The 1192-nt window shown below is 52.4% G+C and carries 1 pseudogene; it reads left to right on the top strand.

Features of this window, described 5'->3' with window-relative positions:
- Positions 1-255: 255 nt before the first annotated feature.
- Positions 256-1192: pseudogene (locus ACYQ8L_RS18485) on the top strand (hypothetical protein); the annotation flags it as partial.

Below are 1192 nucleotides of genomic sequence, written 5' to 3' on the forward strand. Positions count from 1 at the left end.
ACGAGCGTTTGAGGATGGCTTTTGGCCCATGCTTCGGACTGCTTGACTCGACATTCTGGGGTTGATGCAGCACGTGATCGTTCGCGGGATCGAACGGCGGCCAATCTTTGTGGCCGACGGGCATCGCGGGGCGTTCCGGTGACGCATTCTGCCGCGATCCGGTGAGAAGGACAATCGGCCACTCACATAGTCAAGGGCGTACCAGCCTCCAGCCTCGGCTCGGAGGCCCGACATTGGTACAAACGGAGCAATCTTATGAAAATTCTTGTCCGCAATAAGGAATCCAAAGAGTGGGAGCCTGCGGATCTTGTCAGTGCCAGAGCTGAAGTGGAACTGCAGAATCTGCTTATTGAATCGCCTTTCCTGGTTCCCGTTGAGGAGATTCGGGAAGGTGTCTCCCCTCTTGTTTTCGCTGTTGGTGAGTTCGGTCTTCCTGGTTCTGGGAATACGGATATTCTTGCTTTCAGTGCCGACGGAGATATTGCAATCATCGAATGCAAGCTTGCGGCGAATTCGGAGAGTAGGCGAAAGGTTATAGGCCAGATATTGGAGTACGCCTCGTTCCTATGGGGTATGAGTTACAAAGAGGTTGATAGACGGGTCCAGCGATTAAAGGGCAAAGCCTTGCCGAATCTTATCGAGGAAGCAGTAGCTGGGGAGTGGGATCAGAGCAGTTTCGAGGAAGGGGTCACTCAGTCTTTGGCCAGCGGGAGTTTCATCTTGGTCATCGTTGTAGACCAGATGAACGGAGAATTGAGGCGCATAATTCGGTACGTAAACGAGCGCAGCGAGTCTGCGTTCTCGTTGCACGCGCTCGAGGTTCGCCGGTTTAAGGCTAGCGGGATTGAAATCCTTGTTCCGCAATTGTACGGGCTTTCCACAAAGCCAACCGCGAAAGGGGATGGAAAAAGAAAGAAATGGACCCGAGATGAGTTCTTTGAAGTGCTTCGAGAGAATGTCGACCCGGGCATTGCCACCATCGTGGAGGACCTGTACGGGTGGGCGGAGGTTGCAGCGGACAGGGTGTGGTTTGGAACGGGAGTGCAAACAGGATCTTTTACTTTTCATTATCTAAGGGAGGGCAAGACCATTTCTGTCTTCACGATTTATACGAACGGTAAGCTTCAGCTCAATTACGGTTGGTTGTCAACCCAGGTAAACGCGGAGGTGCTTGAAAGATTTCATCGTAGGA

The sequence above is a fragment of the Deferrisoma palaeochoriense genome, assembly GCF_054656955.1.